Annotated in this window: 8 protein-coding genes; 5 read left to right on the top strand and 3 right to left on the bottom strand. The window is 68.0% G+C overall.

What is annotated here, in order from left to right:
• Window positions 1–20: 20 nt before the first annotated feature.
• Entirely contained in the window at window positions 21–1,517 is a 1,497-nt protein-coding gene (locus tag ACOQPQ_RS08790) for a pyridoxal-phosphate dependent enzyme (RefSeq protein WP_420639067.1), read from the bottom strand.
• Window positions 1,518–1,682: 165 nt separating this feature from the next.
• Between ACOQPQ_RS08790 and ACOQPQ_RS08785 the strand changes: the two genes are divergently transcribed.
• From ACOQPQ_RS08785 to ACOQPQ_RS08765, 5 genes are read left to right on the top strand one after another with little or no spacing between them, the layout of a single operon-like run.
• Window positions 1,683–2,861: a BMP family ABC transporter substrate-binding protein gene (locus tag ACOQPQ_RS08785; RefSeq protein ID WP_420639066.1), complete on the top strand. Its 1,179-nt coding sequence runs from the start codon at window positions 1,683–1,685 to the stop codon at window positions 2,859–2,861.
• 26 nt (window positions 2,862–2,887) lie between these two features.
• Window positions 2,888–4,411 (top strand): ABC transporter ATP-binding protein, encoded by a 1,524-nt coding sequence (locus ACOQPQ_RS08780; protein ID WP_420639065.1) that lies wholly within the window; start codon window positions 2,888–2,890, stop codon window positions 4,409–4,411.
• Window positions 4,408–5,475 carry an ABC transporter permease gene (locus ACOQPQ_RS08775; RefSeq protein ID WP_420639064.1) on the top strand — a complete coding sequence of 356 codons (1,068 nt, stop codon included), beginning with the start codon at window positions 4,408–4,410 and terminating at the stop codon, window positions 5,473–5,475. Before ACOQPQ_RS08780 ends, ACOQPQ_RS08775 begins: the two co-directional genes overlap by 4 nt.
• 60 nt (window positions 5,476–5,535) lie before the next feature.
• A complete protein-coding gene (locus ACOQPQ_RS08770; RefSeq protein ID WP_420639063.1) occupies window positions 5,536–6,492 on the top strand; it encodes an ABC transporter permease in 957 nt (318 codons plus the stop codon).
• 44 nt (window positions 6,493–6,536) lie between these two features.
• Window positions 6,537–7,682 carry an MFS transporter gene (locus ACOQPQ_RS08765; RefSeq protein ID WP_420639062.1) on the top strand — a complete coding sequence of 382 codons (1,146 nt, stop codon included), beginning with the start codon at window positions 6,537–6,539 and terminating at the stop codon, window positions 7,680–7,682.
• A gap of 36 nt (window positions 7,683–7,718) precedes the next feature.
• On the opposite strand, the gene ACOQPQ_RS08760 is transcribed toward ACOQPQ_RS08765, so the two are convergent.
• Window positions 7,719–9,755 carry a molybdopterin-containing oxidoreductase family protein gene (locus ACOQPQ_RS08760; protein ID WP_420639061.1) on the bottom strand — a complete coding sequence of 679 codons (2,037 nt, stop codon included), beginning with the start codon at window positions 9,753–9,755 and terminating at the stop codon, window positions 7,719–7,721.
• Window positions 9,756–9,766: 11 nt separating this feature from the next.
• Entirely contained in the window at window positions 9,767–19,039 is a 9,273-nt protein-coding gene (locus ACOQPQ_RS08755; RefSeq protein WP_420639060.1) for a S8 family serine peptidase, read from the bottom strand.
• Window positions 19,040–19,057: the final 18 nt, after the last annotated feature.

Below are 19,057 nucleotides of genomic sequence, written 5' to 3'. Positions count from 1 at the left end.
CGGAGTCCGCCCAGGGGGTATCACGACCGGGCGACCCGGGCGTTGAAGTCGTCGATCAGCTCGTCCCACACCGGCACCAGATCCCGCAGCGCCCGCCAGAACGACTGGTCGCGGCGAGCGTCGAAATGGCCCAGGTCCACCCCCTGTTGTTCCACCCAGGTGAAGTAGCCCAGGTTGAACACCCGGTCGCGGTCCCGGTCGCTGAGCCGCAGCACGTGGTCGGTGTCCACGGGGCCGAGCCACCGGTCGGCCACCGCGGCCGCTTCGGCGTCCCCGAAGTCGCCCCCGAAGGTGGTGGCGATGGTCTTGGCCCGCTCCGAGCCGTACAGGGCGGCCCCGTCGGTGGCCACCGTCACCATCACGTCGTCGGGGCCGTAATCCATCACGCGGGCCGTCTTGGCCGCCGCCAACAGGTTGCAGATCGACGACAGCCCCAGGTCGTCCAGGTGGGCGATCACGTCGTCGCCCACGCCCCGCCCCGCCAACAGGTCCCGGCCCTCGGGGGAGCCGAACAGCACGCCCAGCTCGTCGGTGGCCCGATCGGACACCGCCACCACCACGTCGGTGTTGGTCACGTTGTGGATCAGGGGCACGTGCTTGTCGCCGATGCCCTGGATGTTGTGCTCGCCGTAGCCGTTGTACAGCAGCGTGGGGCACTCCAGCGCCTCCACCACCGCGGTGACCGAACCGTGGCGCTCCTTCAGCGGGTCGCCCGCCCCGAGCGTGCCGGCCGAACCCGAGGCGGCCACGAACCCGGCCAGTCGGGCACCGGGATGACCGCCGGTGTAGTGCTCCATCACCCGCTCCACCGCGGTGGCGGTGGCGGTCACGTGGCCGAGGTGGTTGCCGTACTCGCAGAACTGGTTGAGGATCACGTTGTCGGGATCGGCGGCCAACGCGGCGCAGGCGTCGTAGATCTCCTTCACGTTGCTCTCCGAGCCGGGGGTGCGAATCACGTCGGCGGGGTCCGACGTCCAGCGGTCGAGCCACTCGAAGCGCTCGGCCGACATGCCCTCGGGCAGCACCGCCACCCCCCGGCAGCCCATGATCTTGGAGATGGCGATCCCTCCGCGGGCGTAGTTGCCCGTGGACGGCCACACCGCCCGGTTGGTCTCGGGGTCGAACTGGCCGGTGACCAGACGAGGGGCCAGGCAGGAGTAGGCGGCCAGCACCTTGTGAGCGCCGATCATGGGGAACCGGTTGCCCAGCAACATGACGATGGGGGACGCCACCCCCGACAACTCCGGGGGGATCACCACGTGCTCGGGTACCGCCGCCCGACCGGCCCGGGTACCGTCGTTGAACCAGTTGACCCGCCACAGGTTGGCCGCATCGGCGGCGTCGGGATCGACCCCGGCCAGGGCTTGGCCGGGGGGTGGCGGGTCGGCCAGTTGGGCAAAGGTCGGCAGCGAGATGCCCACTTGGCGGCACCGCTGTACCGCTCGGTCGCGGGCGGTGGCGTTGACCACCTCGGTTTCGAGACCGAAACCCTCGGGAATACCGGCAAATGCAGTCATGGCGACACCTGTCGAATCGAAGCAGCGAACCGGCGATGACCACAGGCGTGGCCCTCGCGTCAGCGGTCCAGGCTACTATGGCGCAACAGCATCTTGAGCTGATCCAGCGAGGGAATCATCGAGGGAATCATCGAGGGAATAGTGGAGGCGATCATGGAGGGAATCATGACCAAGAAGTTTTGGCTGAAGCTGGCCGTGGCGTTTGCGGTGCTCACGCTGGTGGCGGTGAGTTGCGGCAACGACGATGACGACGCCGAACCGGCACCGGTGGCGACGCCGGAACCCACCCCGGCACCCACGGAGCCGCCTGCTCCGGAGCCGACTGAAGAACCCATGGACGACGAGGTCGTGGCCGCCTTCGTGTTTGTCGGACCGGTGGGCGACGCCGGTTGGACCTGGGCCCACAACCAGGGCCGCCTCTGGGCCGAGGAACAGACCGGTGCCACCACGCTCTTTGTGGAGAGCATTCCCGAGGCGGCCGAGGACTTCCGCAACGTGGTCGTGGACTTCATCGAGAACGAGGGCGCTGACGTGATCTTCGGCACCTCCTTCGGCTACATGGATCCCATGGAGGAGCTGGCCGCCGAGTACCCCGACGTGGTGTTCGAGCACGCCAGCGGGTTCAAGATGAACGACACCAACTTCGGCAACTTCTTCGGTCGCATGTACCAGCCCCGCTACCTGTCGGGCATGGCCGCCGGGGCCATGACCGAGGCCAATCAGATCGGTTACGTGGCCGCCTTCCCCATTCCCGAGGTGCTGCGGGGCATCAACGCCTTCACCCTCGGGGCGCAGCGGGTCAACCCCGATGTGGAGGTTCACGTCAACTGGACCTTCACCTGGTTCGACCCGGCCATTGAGGGCGATGCCGCCTCGGCCCTGTTGGAGGCCGGTGCCGACGTGATCGCCATGCACCAGGACTCAACCGCGCCGGGCCTGGCCGCTGAGGCCGCCGGGGCGCGCTGGGTGTCGTACAACTCCGACATGAGCGGGTTCGCTCCCGATGCGTTCATCACCGCGCCGGTGTGGACCTGGGGTCCGTACTATGCCCGGATCATCGAAGCGGTGGGATCGGGCACCTACACGCCCGGGTCCTACTGGGGCGGTATGGACGACGGCATCGTGGCGCTGGCCCCGCTGGCCGACGACGTGCCCGCCGATGTGGCCGCCGAGATCGACGAGGTGGCCGCTCAGATCATCGACGGCTCCTGGGACGTGTTCACCGGTGAGATCGTGGACCAGGACGGCAACGTGGTGGTGGCCGAAGGCGAGACCATGGACGACGGGGCCATGCTGGGCATGGAGTTCTTCGTGCAGGGCGTCGTCGGCAGCGCCACCGGCTGAGGTCAACCGGGCCGACCCGGTTCCCGGTGGCCAACGACCAGGACCAAGCCGAACATGCGGTCTGGCTCCGGGGGATTGAGAAGCAATTCCCCGGAGTGATCGCCTGTGCCGGGGCGGAGCTGAGAGTTCGTCCCGGCACCATCCACGCCCTGTTGGGAGAGAACGGCGCGGGCAAGACCACCCTGGTCAACGTGCTCGCCGGGGTGTACCGGCCCGACGCCGGTGAGGTGTGGGTGGGTGGCTGGCGGCGGCACTTCCAGTCGCCCGCCGACGCCATCGCCGCCGGTGTGGGCATGGTGTATCAGGAGTTCCGGTTGGTGCCCACCCTCACGGTGGCCGAGAACGTGGTGCTGGGCGCCGCCCCTGCGTTGCTGCGGTCCTCGGAGATCGAGGACCAAGTGGCCGAGCTGTCGGCCGCCTACGGGATGGCCGCCGATCCCGACCAGCCCATTTGGCAGCTCTCCATGGGCGAACGTCAGCGGGTGGAGATCCTCAAAGCCCTCTGGCGCAATGCCTCGGTGCTGGTGATGGACGAGCCCACCGCGGTGCTGACCCCCGGTGAGGCCGCCGAATTGGGGGTCACGCTGCGGGCCATGGCCGACGACGGCCGCTCGGTGGTCTACATAAGCCACAAGCTGGACGAGGTGGTGGCCTTCTGTGACGAGGCCACCGTGCTGCGCCGGGGGAAAACGGTGGGCACCGTCGAACACCTGGCCGCCGAGGATCGGGGCGAGTTGGCCGAGCTGATGGTGGGGTCGACCACCGGGGGTTATGTCGACCGCCCCCCGCCCGCCGAGGCCGGCCCCGAGGTGCTGGCGTTGTCCGGGGTTCATGCGCTGAGCGATCGCGGTCTGCCCGCGTTGCGCGACGTGGACCTCACCGTGCGATCGGGAGAGATCGTCGGCATCGCCGGCGTGTCGGGCAACGGCCAAAAGGAGCTGGCCGAGGTGATTGCCGGTTTGCGTCAGCCGACCGAGGGCGGGGTGGCGCTCCGCCACGACGACATCACCCGCGCCTCGCCGGGAGCCCGCTATCGGCTCGGGTTGGCCTACGTGCCCGAGGATCGCCTCGGGGTGGGGCTTGCCCCCAAGATGTCGGTGGTGGACAACGCCGTGGTGCGGTCTTACCTCGCGCAGCGGCGGGGCATCATGTTGGTGATGGCCCAATGCCTCCAGTTCTGTCGGGCTTTGGTGGAGCGGTTCGGGGTGCGGGTAGGGCGGCTCAACGATCCCATCGCCGGACTGTCGGGCGGCAACCTCCAACGTTTGTTGCTGGGGCGGGAGCTGGCCGAGGAGCCCGCCGTCCTGGTGGCCGCCCAGCCCACTCGGGGCTTGGATGTGCAGGGGGTGGCCGCCATCCAGAGCCACCTGGTGGCCCAGCGGGCCGACGGCGTGGGGGTGTTGTTGATCTCCGAGGATCTGGACGAGCTGTTGGCCCTGTCGGACCGGCTGCTGGTGATGTACGAAGGGCGGGTGGTGGCCGAGTTGGACCCCGACGACACCACCCGGGGCCAGGTGGGGGCGGCCATGGCCGGTCAGGCTCAGCCGTGATCCGCCCGGTGCTGGCCCGGCGGGAGCAGGTGATTCCCGGCGCGCAGGCGGTGGCCTTCGTCGTCGGCATTGCCGCCGCCCTGGTGTTGGGCGTGATCCTGCTGTGGTTGTCGGGCCACAGCCCGCCGGAGGTGTATGAGCGGATGTTCGACTCCGCCTTCATGGGCACCGACTCCATCGCCCGCACGTTGGAGCGGGCCACTCCGCTGGCGTTGACCGGGTTGGCGGTGGCCGTGGCCGGCTCGATGGGTTTGTGGAACATCGGGGCCGAAGGCCAGATGATGGCCGGAGCCACCCTGGCCGCCGGGATGGCCATGGTGGCCGACGGCCTGTCCGGCCCGTTGCTGATCGCCCTCATGGTGGTGTGCGGGGTGGCCGGAGGGATGGTGCTGATGCTCGGCCCGGCGCTGGCCCGGTCGCATCTGGGGGTGAGCGAGATCATCACCACGCTGATGCTGGTGTACGTGGCCATCCGGCTGGTGGAGTGGTTGCAGACCGGCCCGTGGAAGGATCCCGACTCGTCGGGGTTCGCAGTGATCGAGCCGGTGCCGGAGCAGGCCTCGCTGCCGGGGTTGTTCGGTCGGGCCAACGTGGGCACGCTCATCGCGCTGGGGTTGCTGCTGGTGTTCTGGCTGGCCGTCAGCCGCACGGCGTGGGGGTACGAGCTGCGCCTGGCCGGGTCGTCGCCCCGCACGGCCCGCTACGCCGGCATTTCCCTGCGGCGCAAGGTGCTCACCGCGCTGCTGCTGTCGGGTGGCATCGCCGGGGTGGCCGGGGCGGTGCAGCTCATGGGCGCGGCCACCCGGCTGGATTCGGGATTGTCCAACGGCTACGGATTTGCCGGGATCATCGTGGCCGCGTTGGCTCTGATGCGGCCGTCGGGAGTGGCGGTGGTGGCCTTCGTGTTCGGCGCGGTGCAGGTAGGTGGCCAGAGCATCCAGACCATGGGGGTGAGTTCGGCCATCGCCGACATCCTGCAGGCCATGATCCTCTTCGGGGCGCTGGTGGCCGCGGTGTTCTTCAACTACCGGATTCGCTGGTCGGCGCCGGGCTCCGATGAGTGAAGCGATGGTGGCCGTGGTGTCTCTTGAACTCCCGGATTGGCGGGACGGGGTTGGCGGGCCATGAGTGAGGCGGCCCTCATCGGTTTGTTCGTGGCCACCGTGCAGTTCGCCACGCTGGTGTTCCTGGCCGCTTTGGGCGAGCTGATTGCCGAGCGGGCCGGGGTGCTCAACCTCGGGGTGGAGGGGATGATGGCCATGGGCGCGGTGAGCGGCTTCATGGTCGGCCTGGAGACGGGCAGTCCGTGGGCCGCGTTCTGGGCGGCGGCCGGCGTCGGCGCGCTGGTGGGGGGCCTGCACGCGCTGGTGAGCGTGGTGCTGGGGGCCGACCAGGTGGTGTCGGGGTTGGCCCTGACCATCGGCGGGCTGGGGTTGGCCGCCTACGTGGGTCGAAACGTGGTTGGGGAGCGACCCGAGACGGTGTTCACCGACATGGGCATCGCCGGGCTGGCCGACATCCGGTGGATCGGCGACATCTTCTTCAACCAGCCTCCGGTGGTGTACCTGGCCGTGGTGTGCGGGCTGGTGGTGTGGTTCCTGCTGGCCCGCACCCGGCTGGGGCTGGCCCTGCGGGCGGTGGGGGAGTCGGCGCCCACAACCGACGCGGCGGGCCACTCGGTGATGGCCCTGCGGGCGGGGGCGGTCATGGTCGGCGGGGCGTTCGCCGGGGCGGCGGGGGCCTTTCTCTCGCTGTACATGGCGCCGGGCTGGACGGAGGGCATGGTGGCGGGCCGGGGCTGGATCGCGGTGGCCCTGGTGATCTTCGGGGCGTGGCGTCCCGAGCGGTTGGCTCTGGGCGCGCTGTTGTTCGGCTTCACCCTGGCCCTGCAACCCCGGTTGCAGACCTTCGACATCGAGGTGCTGGGGGTGCAGGTCAACCGCATCTCCCCGGCACTGTTGGGCATGTTGCCGTTCCTGCTCACCGTGGTGGTGCTGGTGATCATCAGTTGGCGGTTCCGCCATCGCCCGTCCCCGGCCCCGGCCGCCCTGGGTCTGCCCTACCGCCGAGAAGAGCGGTGAGTACTACCGGGCATACGGCACGTTCGTATTGGCCCTATTTTCTGGTGACCGGCAGCTTGTCAATGGCCTACGGCTCCGTGTTCACCCTGTTGCACGACTTCCGGGAGAAGTTGGGGTTCAGCGAGACCGAGTTGGGTGTCATCGTTGCGGTGGGGTTCTTTGCCGGGTTCATCGCCCAGGTGGGCTTGGCTCGCTTCGCCGATCGGGGTCACGTGCGGCTCTTGGTCCACGCCGGCGTGATCGTGGCCTTCGTCTCCATGTTCAGCATGGCCATGACCGACGAGGCCTGGCAGTTCACGGTGGCCCGCTTCTGCCTGGGCGCGGGCACCGGGGCCACCGGTCCGGCCATCCGTCGGATTCTCATCACCCGTGATCCGGCCAACATGGGGGCCAACCTGGGCAAGATGGGCGCCTTCGACATCGTCGGCTTTGTCCTGGGGCCGGTGATGGCCGGGGTATTGGCCGAGTTCGTGAACCTGCGGGCCCCGTTCGTGTTCATGGCCTGTCTCTACGTGCTGCTGTACGGCTGGATCTTCCGGCTGGATTTGTCGGCCGGAGAGGGGACCACCGTCAAGGTACCGGTGCGGCGTCTCTTTCGGAGCCGCTCGTTCAACGCCGGGATGTTGGGCGGGTTGGCGTTTTTCATCACCATCGGGGTATTCGAGGTTTCGTGGTCTCTGTTGCTCGGCGACCTGGGGGCCAGCACGCTGGTCATCGCCCTGTCCATAGCCCTGTTCGCCCTGCCCATGATCCCCCTGGCCCCCTTCGGGGGCCGATTGGCGCAACGAGAGGGCCCCATGCGGATCATGCCGTACTCGATTCTGGGGGCGGTGGCCTGCATGTTGGTGTACGGCTACGTGGAGTTGGTGTGGGTGATCATCGCGGTGTCGGCCCTTCACGCCATGTTCGACGCCTTCACCATGCCCGCCGGGCAGTTGGCGGTGGCCTTGTCGTCCTCCTCCCAGCAGGCGGCCGCCGCGCAAGGCCTTTACGCGGCCATGGGGTTGTTCGTCGCCGGGATTGCCTCGCTGGTGGGCGGCTTCGCCTATGAGAATTGGGGTCCCGAGATTCTGTACGCCGGGTCGTCCGCCCTGATGGTGGTGGCGGTGGGCGCGGCGGTGGCCCTGGGCGGTGACCTCAGGGGTCCGGCGGACCGGTCCCACCCCGAGCCCGCCTCCGCTCCCTCGTAGGGCCGGCCGGGGTTACCCGAGTCGCCCGGCGGGCGCTCACGCCGGGTGGAGTTCTACCGGGACGCCCGACTGCCACACCATGCCGGTGAGGGGGTCCACGTCGGACGCCGCGGTGGTGAGGGAACACACGTTGGGGTCGGCCCAGCCGTGGGGGATGGACACCGCACCGGGGGCGATCTCCTCGCTGACGCGGGCTGGGCCCACCAGCTCACCGTGGGGGCTGCGCACCCGCACCGGACGGCCGTCGGCGAAGCCGTGATCGGGGTGGATCAACACCTCGGGGCCCACGCCGCCCAGGTCGCGGAGCTGACCGTTCATGGTCCGCATCTGGCGGCGAGGCAGCAGCGCCGGCGGGGCCGTGTCCGCTGGTTGCTCCTCGAGGGCCGTCGCGAGCTGGGCCACGAGCGGCTCCGGGGCCAGTCGCCAGCGCCCGTCGGGCAATACGTTTGTCAGCACCCAGCCGTGGACCGGACCGGCCTCGCCCACCAGCCCCCGCCGGGCGGCCAGCACGGCGGCGACATCCCGGTTACCCCGGTCGGCGATTCGGGCCAGCAGGTCTTCGTCGGTGGCGGTGCCCACGTCCAGGCCCGAGGGCAGCACGTCGGCCCCCAGTCGGCGACCCAGCTCGGCGAACACCCGCCACATCAGCCGCCGGTCCGCACCCGGTGGCACCACCGCGGGCGTGTACTGGGTGGCCACCGCGGGCTGATAGGCGTCGAGCATCCACGGGAGATCGGCTCGCTCCAGTTGTCCGGCCACCGGCAGCAGGTGGGTGGCCAACTCGGTCGTATCGGTCTCCACCACGTCGGCCACCGCCAGCACGTCCAGGGAACCGAGCGCGGCCTGGGTGCGGTCCCGGTCGGGGAAGGCGATCAGCGGGTTGCCGCCCACCACCAGCAGCGCCCGGATGTTGCCCGCCTCGATCTCGTCGGCCAAAGCGGCGCACGGGTACTCCCCGAATCGGCGGGGCAGTTCGGGGCGGCTGGCCGGGCCCGGTTCCGGGCGGCCGTCGGAGGGCTGCCACTGCCGCTGGTCGAGCTGCAGGAGGTAGCCGGGGTTGAACCACATCCCGCCGGGCCGGTCGTAGGAGCCGGTGACCACCGCCAGCGCCCACAGCAGCCACTCGGTGATGTTGGCGTGGCGGCTCATCGACACCCCGGTGCCCGACAGCACCGACAACCGGCCCGCGGCGCGCACCGCGTCGAGCAGGGCGAGGAGATCGGCGGGGTCGAGCCCGGTGCCGGCGGCCGCTCGCTCCAACGTGAGGGGGGCCACCGCCGCCGTCAGCTCGTCGGTGCCGGTGGCGTGGCGGTGGAGGTAGTCCCGGTCGGCGCCCGGGGAGGCATCGGAGGGGTCGGCGGCCAGCAGTTCCCGCACCAGCCAGCCCAGGATCAACCAGTCGGTGCCGGGGCGGGGGGCCAGATGGTGGTCGGCCAGCCGAGCGGTCTCCGTGCGGCGGGGATCGATCACCCACACCGGCCCCCGTTCCTGTTGCGCCCGCAGACGCCGCACCGGGTCGGGCGATCCGTTGCCGTGACCGTGGGACACCACCGGGTTGGTGCCCACCAGCACCAGCAGGCGAGCGGCTTGTTGATCCCACTGGGGGGTCAGACCCGACCAGCCACCCATGAGTTCGGCCACCAACGGGCGCATGGGGGTGTCGATGGTGGTGGCGGTGTACTTCTGGCGGGAGCCGATGGCGGTGAGGAATCGCTCGGCGGCCCGGCGCCCGTTGGCGTCGTAGGCCGAGCCGCTGGCCAGGTACATGGCCACCGCGTCCGGGCCGCTCTCGTCGATGATGGCGCCCAGACGGTGGCGCAGGTCATCCAGGCAGTGGTCCCAGTCGGTGACCGCACCGTTGACGTGGGGGTGGTCCAGGCGTCGGGGATGATGGTGCCAGTCGGGGAGCGCCCGCCCCTTGGGGCAGGTGTAGCCCTGCGACAGGGGATGGGTTGCGTCCCCCCGCACCTTCAGCACCCGGTCGCCCGCCACGGTGACGGTGATGCCGCACATGGCCGTGCAGATCCGGCAAAACGAGTGGATCTCCTGGGTTGGGGGCTCGGCGGTGGGCAAGGTCGGTGGGGTCAGTCGGGGGTTGGGGTGGGGCGTTGGTCGCCGAATTCCTGCCAGGTGGGGGTGCCGTCACGGTCGTGGTCGGCTTTGAGCGCGGGGTACTGGGTGGCGGTGCCGAAGTCCCAGGTGCCGGTGGGCCAGTTGGCGTAGATGCCAGTCGCACTGGTGGGTTGCTGGAGTTGGGTGGTGGTGAGCCCGGCTGAGACCGGGCTGTCCTGGCTCTGGGTTTGACCGGTGGTGGTGGTGTCCCAGTAACTGTCGGTGACGGTGTTGGATGCGCCGTCGGCGATGAGCCCCCCGGCGTCGTCGGCGTTCTGGATGGCGGTGGTGGCGTAGCTGTTGGTCACCGTGATGAAGTAGCCGGTGCCGACGAGGCCACCGGCGGTGACGGTGGGGGGATCGTCACCGAGGCCGAACGGATCGATGAGGGTACCTTTGGCGTAGCTGTTCTCGATGGTGGTTGAAACCGCGTAGCCGATGAGGCCACCAATGGAGATGGTGCCGTAGACGGTGGTGTCGGAGTAGCTGGCGGTGATGTGGCTGCGGTTGCTGTAGGTTTCACCGGTGATGCCACCGGCGGTTTCGCCGCCGGCAATGCCGGTGGTGTAGCTGGTGGTGATGGTGCCCGAATTGCGCCCGACCAGGCCTCCGGCTCTGTCGGAAACGCCATAGGCCCGCACCAGGGTGTTGGTCACCGCTACCGAGGTGACGTGTCCTTGGTTCTCCCCGGCGAGGGTGCCGACGAAGGCGTGCTCGAAGTTCCAGAGACCCGCCGCGTTCTGAGCCCCGGCCCGGCTGCCGGCGGTCACGTTGGCGTCATCGAGGACGAGGTTGCGGACCTCGGCGAGCACCCCGATCTTCTCGAACAAGCCGTAGTAGGTGGCCGTGGCCGACGGGTCCGACAGCGTCTCCCGGGTGTTGTTGCGGTCGATGGACAGGTTGGCGATGGTGTGACCGTTGCCCTCCAGGATCGCTTGGTAGGTGCCGTCGATGGGATCCCAGCCCTTGCCGTCGTTCCAGTAGAGGCGTTGGTGGTCGTCTTCGTCCACGTCGCCGTCGTCATTGGAGTCGAAGTCCAGATCGGCGGTGAGTTCGTAGCCGAGGCACACCTGATCGGCCACGTCGGTTTCGTCCTCGTTGCACCCCATCCCGTCCTTGGGGAACCGGAACGCCCATAAGTACAGGGGCTCGTCGTCGGAGCTGTCGGCCTGGCCGTCGCCGTTGAGGTCGTAACGGATGGCGTCGAGCTGGTGTACCGAGGAAATCTCAATGAGCCCGTCGTCGTCGGTGTCGTGATCCACGTCGAACGTGAAATCGTCGGGCAACTCCGCGAACCCGTGACCCCACAGGTTGTTCGGATCCGGCGTCGCCACCCGCTGGGCGGCCTCGTCCTTCAGGTAGTCGGCGATCTCGTCCGGGGAGTCGTAATCCTCGTCACCGCCGTAGCGGTCGATGGCGAGGGCCGCCAACCCGGCCACGTGGGGTGATGCTTGGCTGGTGCCGCAGAACGTGCCGTAGACCACGCTGGACCCGCAATTGACGCCCACGATCTCCGGCTTGATCCGCTCGTCGTCGGCCGTCGGACCGCGGCTGCTCCAGGAGGACAGGGCATTGATGTTGGAAGTGGGGGCTGCCCCCACCGCCAACATGCCCGCGTTGGCGCTTTCTCCCGGATTGCCCACATGGTGCGTCGAGGATTGCCGCTCCAAGGTGGCGTTCGTCCACGTGACCAACTGAATCCATTCGGGAGGGTCGGGGCAGTTGAGATCCCTGATCTTCAACTCGTAGGTGCCGAATTGGCCCGAAGGAATCCGATAGGACACCACTTCGAGAGGGACGTCGGAGGAATCCCCGTTCTGACGTGCATCGCTCCAAGCGGCAGCCACATGGTTGCCGGTCTTGAACACAAAGAGATCGAGGTCGCAGTCGGATCCCGCCTGGGTGCTGTTGGCCGCCCATTCGTCCTCCCAGCGAAGCAAGGCGGTGAGGGTTCGGTCGCTGTTCGACTGCATGTTGATCTCATTGCCGTCGTCGGGGTTGGTTTGGGTGCCGAAGTTGATCCACAAGGGGGAGTTGTTGCCCGGCATGACCTGGTAGCCGCCGTACCACACGTTTCGGCCGTTGTTCCCCGCCGCGTTGACCCACACGATCCCCTCGTCCACCGCCGAATCGATGGTGCGCAACGGGCTGTTGGCTCTCGGTGACGTGCCGTCGCCCGGACCGTCGTAGGGCCAGATCACGGAGTGGTTGATGACCTGCACGCCTTGGTCCTCCATCCACCTCGCCGCGTCCTGGAGTTCGCCTTGGGTGTACGGATTGCTGATGTAGAACGTGGCGTGGGGGGCGACGTCGGCCACCGTTTCCGCGACTCCGGTGCCATGGACACCCCGGTACTCGCAGTCTTGGACTCTGTTGGTGACGATGGACACCCCCTGGGCGTCTTCGGTGTAGCACCGGGCCACCAGAATGTTGGGCAAATGGCCGTACTGTTTCAAGAGACTGATCCCTTGGAATCCGGTATCGATGACGCCCACTTTGACGCCCCGGCCGACCATGCCCGCGTCGAACCAATGATCGGCCTCGTGCAGCTTGGCCGCGTCGCTGGGCACCAGGGTGGAGGTCTGGGCCGGTTGGGGAGGCAGGGCGGCCCGAAGCTGCGACACTCCGGGTTGGTTCGACAAGCCTCGCAGCAGGTTGACCGGTACGTACACCTCGATGAACCCGTCGCCCACCCAGCGGGGCTCCACTGAGTTTTCCTGCAGCCAGGCCACCACCGGTGCCGTGTCGGCGGCCACCCCGTGGGCGTCGACCGTCATGTACGCGGTGGCCAACACGGCCTTGCCCTTGCTCAGCGGGGCCTGCGCCGCCGCCTGGTCGGCGGCCTGCACCGCTGTTTGGCTGGTTGCCTGGTCGGACCCTTGAGCCGCGGCCCCAACGGCCGACTCGTACGTGGCGAGCACGCCGCGAAGGATCGAATCCATGTTGGATTGGCCCGACTTGTCCACCTCAACCGGCGCCTGCTGTGGCGCGACCGCTGCCGCGGCTTCAGGTTCGGCTGATTCGGGGGTTGGGCGTTGGTCGCCGAATTCCTGCCAGGTGGGGGTGCCGTCCCGGTCGTGGTCGGCTTTCAGCGCGGGGTACTGGGTGGCGGTGCCGAAGTCCCAGGTGCCGGTGGGCCAGTTGGCGTAGATGCCGGTCGCACTGGTGGGGGCTTGGAGCTCTGCGGTGGCTTTGCCGGCGGTGTTGGGGCTGTCCTGGCTTTGGGTTTGACCGGTGGTGGTGGTGTCCCAGTAGCTGTCGGTGACGGTGTTGGATGCGCCGTCGGCGATGAGCCCCCCGGCGTCGTCGAAGTCTTCGATGGCGCCGGCCGCGTAGCTGTTGGTCACCGTGAGGAAGTACCCGGTGCCGACCAGCCCACCGGCCGCCACCGTCGGCGGGACCCCGGCGACCGTTTCCTGGTTGGCGAAGGTGCCTCTGGCGTAACTGTCGGTGATGGTGGTCGAAACCCCGAAGCCGATCAGGCCACCGGCGTTGTCGATGCCGTAGACGATGGTGTCGGCGTAGCTGGCGGTGATGTGGCTGCGGTTGCTGTAGGTCTCACCGGCCAGGCCGCCCGCGGATTCGCCCCAGACGGTTCCGGTGGCGTAACTGCTGGTGATGGTGGCCGCGTTGCGCCCGACCAGCCCACCGGCGGTGTTGAAGTCGTTTATGGCCCACACCAAAGCGTCGGTCACCGCCACTGAGGTGACTTGTCCTTGGTTCTCCCCGGCGAGGGTGCCGACGAACGCGTGCTCGAAGTTCCAGAGACCCGCCGAGTTCTGCACCCCGGCCCGGCTGCCGGCCGTGATGTTGGCGTCGTCCAGCACGAGGTTGCGCACCTCGGCGAGCACCCCGATCTCCTCGAACAGCCCGTAGTAGGCGGCGGTGGCCGACGGATCCGACAGGGTCTCATCTCTGTGGTCGCGGTAGATGGTCAGGTTGGCAATGGTGTGACCGTTGCCCTCCAGGATGCCTTGGAAGGTGCCGATGGGGTCCCAGCCTTGGCCGTCGTTCCAGTAGAGGCGATTGTGGTCGTCCTGGTTCACGATGCCGTTGTCGTCGGAGTCGAAGTCCAGATCGGCGGTGAGTTCGTAGCCGAGGCACACCTGGTCGGCCTCGTCGGTTTCGTCCTCGTTGCAGCCCATGCCGTCCTTGGGGAACCGAAACGCCCACAGGTACAACGGCTCGTCATCGTCGTTGTCGGCCTGGCCGTCGCCGTCGAGGTCGTACCGGATGGCGTCGAGCTGATCCACCGAGGACACCTCGATGAGCCCGTCGTCATCGGTGTCATGGTCCACGTCGAAGGCGAGATCGTTGGGCAGGGTGGCGAACCCGTGCCCCCACAGACTGTTCGGATCCGGCGTCGCCACCCGCTGGGTGGCGTTGTCCTTGAGGTAGTCGGCGATCTCTTCGGGGGAGTCGTAATCTTCGTCACCGCCGTACCGGTCGATGGCGAGCGCCGCCAGCCCGGCCACATGCGGGGAAGCTTGGCTGGTGCCACAGAACGGGTTGTCGTCGCCGTAGGTCAGGCTCGCCCCGCAGTCCACCCCCACGATGTCCGGCTTGATCCGCCCGTCCACGCTCGGTCCCCGGCTGGAGTAGGACGACAACGAGAAGACGTCGGAATACGGGGCCGCCCCCACCGCCAACATGCCCGCGTTGGCGCTCTCCCCGGGGTTGCTCACGTGGTGCGACGACGACGCATGCTCCAGCGTTGCGTTCGTCCACGTCGTCAACTGGATCCACTCCGGGGGATCGTCGCAGGTCAACACAATTATCTTCAGTTCGTAGGTGCCGTGCTCGCCCGACGGAATCCGATAGGACACCACTTCCAGTGGGGTGTGACGGTGAGAACCCGATTGGTAGTTCGTGCTCCAGGCCACCGCATCCCTTAGGGGTCGGGTTGCGCCCGGCCTGTACACGAAGAGATCCAAGTCGCAGTCGGCGCCCGCCTCGGTGCTGTTGTTGGCCCACTCGTCGTCCCAGCGCAAGATCACGTTCAACACGCTGTCTTGACCTTGCAGCAGGTCGATACTGTTGCTGTCGTCAGGCGAGCCGGCAGGGCCGAAATCGAGCCACACGAACCGATCGCCGGTGATGGTCTCGAGGTCGCCGTACCACACGTTGCCCGCCTCGTTGCCTGCCGCGTTGACCCACACGGCCCCGGCTTCCACCGCGGAATCGATCGTGCGCAGCGGGCTGTCCGCTCTGGGTGAGGTGCCGTCCCCGGGGCCGTCGGGCACCCAGCCCACCGAGTGGTTGATCACCTCAACGCCTTGGCCCTCCATCCATTCCACCGCGTCCTGGAGATCACCCTTGGTCCGTGGGTTGCTGATGTACAGGGTGGCGTGAGGGGCCACGTCGGCCACCGATTCGGCCACCGCGGTGCCGTGGACGCCGCCGTACTCGCAGTCCTCCACTTTGCTCGAGATGAGAGAGGAGTCCTCGACGTAGCACCGGGCCAACAGAATCCCGGGCACGTGGCCTTGCTCCTGCAGCGCCTCGATCCCTTCGAAACCGCCGTCGACGATGCCTACCTTGACGCCCCGGCCGATCATGCCCGCGTCGAACCAGTGATCGGCGTCGTGCAACTCGGCCGCGTCGCTGGGCACCAACGTGGGGGACTGAGCCGGAAGCGGAGGCAGCGCCGCCTGAAGCTGGGACACGCCCGGCTGGCTCGACAGCCCTCGCAGCAGGTTGACCGGTACGTAGACCTCGATGTACCCGTCGCCCACCCGGCGGGCCTCCACCGAGTTGTCCTGCAGCCAGGCCACCACCGGCGCGGTGTCGGCGGCCACGCCGTCGGCCCCCACCGTCATGTACGCGGTGACCAACACGGTCTCGCCCTTGTTCACCGGGGCCTGCGCCGCCGCCTGGTCGGCCGCCTGAACCACCGCTTGGCCGGTTGCCTGCCCCGCCGGACCGACGGCCGATTCGTAGGCATCCACCACAATGGCCAGAATCGAATCCATGTTGGATTGGCCCGACTTCTTCACCAGCGGCGGCCCCTGCAGCAGGGCGACCGTCGCTGCCTCAGGATCGACTGACTCGGGGGTGGGGCGTTGGTCACCGAATTCCTGCCAGGTGGGGGAGCCGTCACGGTCGTGGTCGGCTTTGAGCGCGGGGTACTGGGTGGCGGTGCCGAAGTCCCAGGTGCCGGCGGGCCAGGTGGCGTAGATGCCGGTCGCGCCGGTGGGTTGTTGGAGTTGGGAGGTGGTGAGCCCGGAGGTGTTGGGGCTGTCCTGGCTTTGGGTTTGGCCGGTGGTGGTGGTGTCCCAGTAGCTGTCGGTGACGGTGTTGGATGCGCCGTCGGCGATGAGCCCCCCGGCGTCGTCGAAGTCTTCGATGGTGCCGGCCGCGTAACTGTTGGTCACCGTGAGGAAGTACGCGCCGCCGACCAGCCCCCCGGCGGACACCGTTGATGGGGTTTCCTCGTCACCTTCCTGGTCGGTGAGGGTGCCTTTGGCGTAGCTGTTTTCGATGGTGGTCGAAACCCCGAACCCGACCAGCCCGCCGATGCTGTTGCTGCCGTACACGTCGGCCTCTGCGTAGCTGGCGGTGATTTGGCTGCGGTTGCTGTAGGTCTCACCGGCCAGGCCGCCCGCGGTTTCGCCCCACACGGTGCCGGTGGCGTAGCTGGTGGTGATGGTGGCCGCGTTGCGCCCGACCAGCCCACCGGCGGTGTTGAAGCCGTCGATGGCCCACACGAAGGCGTCGGTCACCGCCACAGAGGTGATTTGCCCTTGGTTCTCCCCGGCGAGGGGTCCTGCGAACGCGTGCTCGAAGTTCCAGAGGCCCGCCGAGTTCTGCACCCCGGCCCGGCTGCCGGCGGTGATGTCGGGGTCGGCCAACACGAGGTTGCGGACCTCGGCGAGCACCCCGATCTCCTCGAACAGGCCGTAGTAGACGGCGGTGGCCGACGGATCCGACAGGGTCTCATCACTGTGGTCGCGGTAGATGGTCAAGTTGGAAATGGTGTGACCGTTGCCTTCCAACACCCCTTGGAACGTGCCGATGGGGTCCCAGCCTTGGCCGTCGTTGTAGTAGAGGCGGTTGTGGTCGTGTTCATCCACGTCACCGTCGTCGTCGGAGTCGAAGTCCAGATCGGCGGTGAGTTCGTAGCCGAGGCACACCTGGTCGGCCTCTTCGGTTTCGTCCTCGTTGCAGCCCATGCCGTCTTTGGCGAACCGGAACGCCCACAGGTACAACGGCTTATCGTCGTCGTTGTCGGCCTGGCCATCGCCGTTGAGGTCGTAACGGATGGCGTCGAGCTGATCCACCGAGGACACCTCGATGAGCCCGTCGTCATCGGTGTCATGGTCCACGTCGAAGGCGAGATCGTTGGGCAGGGTGGCAAACCCGTGCCCCCACAAATTGTTGGGATCGGGGGCGGGCACCCGCTGAGTGGCGTTGTCCTTCAGGTAGTCGGCGATCTCGTCCGGGGAGTCGTAATCCTCGTCACCGCCGTACCGGTCGATGGCGAGGGCGGCCAGCCCGGCCACATGCGGGGCCGCTTGGCTGGTGCCGCAGAACGTGCCGTAGGTGAGGCTCGCCCCGCAGTCCACGCCCACGATCTCTGGCTTGATCCGCCCATCCACGGTCGGCCCACGGCTGCTGTATGACGACAACGAGAAGATGTTGGAATACGGGGCCGCCCCCACCGCCAACATGCCGGCATTGGCGCTCTCTTCGGGGTTGGCCACGTGGTAGGCCGACGAGGAATGCTCCAACGACGCACTCGTCCACGCCGTCAACTGGATCCACTCGGGGGGATCGTCGCAGTCGTACACGTCGATTCTGAGTTCGTAGGTGCCGTACTCGCCCGACGGAATCCCGTAAGCCAATGCCTCTACTGGGGTGTCAAAGTATAAGCCCCTTTGACTTTCGACGCTGGCCGTTACGTAGTCGCTTTCGCCAGGCCGGTACACACGGAGATCGAGGTCGCAGTCGGCCCCCGCCTCGGTGCTGTCGTTGGCCCACTCGTCTTCCCAGCGCATCAGGGCGATCAGCACGTCGTCTTGACCCTGTTGCAAGTTGAGACTGTTGCTGATGTCTGGCGAGGCCGTAGTGCCGAAGTTGACCCAGGTACGCCCACCGCTCGCGACGGCCTCATAGTCGCCGTACCACACGTTCCCCGCGTCGTTGCCCGCCGAGTTGACCCACACGGCCCCGGCTTCCACTGCGGAGTCGATGGTGCGCAACGGGCTGTCGGCCTGCGGTGAGGTGCCGTCACCGGGGCCGTCGGGTACCCAGCCCACCGAGTGGTTGATGACCTGCACGCCTTGGCCCTCCATCCATTCCACCGCGTCCTGAAGGTCGCCCTTGGTCTGGGGGTTGCTGATGTACAAGGTGGCGTGGGGGGCCACGTCGGCAACTGACTCCGCAACCCCGGTTCCGTGAATCTCGTCGGAGTCACAGTCCTCGGGGTTGTCCGTCACCACCGACACCCCCTGGGCGTTCTCGAAATAGCACCGGGCCACCAGAATCTCGGGCAAGTGGCCTTGCTCGTGCAGCGCCGCGATCCCTTCAAAGCCGAGATCGACGATGCCCACCTTGACGCCCCGACCGATCATGCCCGCATCGAACCAATGATCGGCCTCGTGCAACTTGGCCGCGTCGCTGGGCACCAATGCGGAGGACTGGGCCGGCCGGGGAGGCAGAGCCGCCCGAAGCCGGGACACTCCCGGCTGGCTCGACAAACCTCGCAGCAGGTTGACCGGCACGTACACCTCGATGTACCCGTCGCCCACCCGGCGGGCCTCCACCGAGTTGTCCTGCAACCAGGCCACCACCGGCGCGGTGTCGGCCGCCACCCCGTTGGCGTCGATGGTCATGTACGCGGTGGCCAACACGGTGTCGCCCCTGGACACCGGCGCCAGCGCCGCCGCCTCGTCGGCCGCCAGTGCCGCTGCTTGGCTCGTTGCCTGGCCCGTTGCCTGACCCGCAGGGCCGACGTCCGCCTCATAGGCGTCCACCACATTGGCCAGAATCGAATCCATGTTGGATTGACCGGACTTGTCCACCACAATCGGCCCCTGCGGCAAGGCGGCCCCCGAGCCTTCGGAAACAGCCGCCACCGGCGGCGTCTCGTCATCGGGCTCACCATCAGGATTGTCGGCCTGCACGTACGTGGACGACCCCGCCACCAACAGCAGCACCCCCAGCACCGCCACCAGCAGCCTCAACGCCTTGCGCCGCAACACCACTGGATACCGCTCCTCAACCCTGCGGCCGTCGTTGCCCATGTCCGTGCTCCTAACCCT

The organism is Candidatus Poriferisocius sp. (genome assembly GCF_965219775.1).
Lineage (GTDB): Bacteria > Actinomycetota > Acidimicrobiia > Acidimicrobiales > Bin134 > Poriferisocius.
The sequence above is the reverse complement of the archived record's forward strand: the minus strand, read 5'-3'. Positions and strand labels throughout refer to the sequence as shown.